This window comes from Serratia sp. MMO-28 (assembly GCF_037199905.1).
In the GTDB taxonomy this organism is placed as follows: Bacteria; Pseudomonadota; Gammaproteobacteria; order Enterobacterales; family Enterobacteriaceae; genus Chania; species Chania oryzae.
In genome coordinates this window covers 1-332 of sequence record NZ_JBBCVB010000103.1, presented here as the reverse complement: position 1 = coordinate 332, position 332 = coordinate 1, and the positions used below count along the sequence as shown (strand labels likewise).

Sequence of the window (332 nt, the reverse complement as noted above, 5' to 3'; positions counted from 1 at the left end):
CCAAACCTTGGGCGCTAGCGGGGGGACCGTGAATCTGGTCAGCGGTGCTTCTTGGGATAACAACCTGCCATCCGCTCTCTCGATTCTGGATCAGGACCGAGGGGCGGTCACTCGGCTGATCAGCGCGAACAGCGCCAGCGGTGTTGAGAATTTGACGCTGACGATTGATGATGTTGCCGTGACACCGGGGCAAGGTGTGGTCAAAGGGATTGATCAAAATACAGTGCGTGTAGCAGAGGCAACCTACAATTACACGTTGTCTAACACCAATGCTCTAGGTGCTTTTGGGTTGTATCTGAATTACGATCTGAGCGCGATTAACCTGCTGCTGG

Annotated in this window: 1 protein-coding gene; it reads left to right on the top strand. The window is 53.9% G+C overall.

Translation table 11 applies throughout. From position 1 onward, the window contains the following. Positions 1 to 28: 28 nt before the first annotated feature. Positions 29 to 332: hypothetical protein (locus WG891_RS26730; RefSeq protein ID WP_337265109.1), on the top strand; the 304-nt coding region annotated here is incomplete at its 3' end.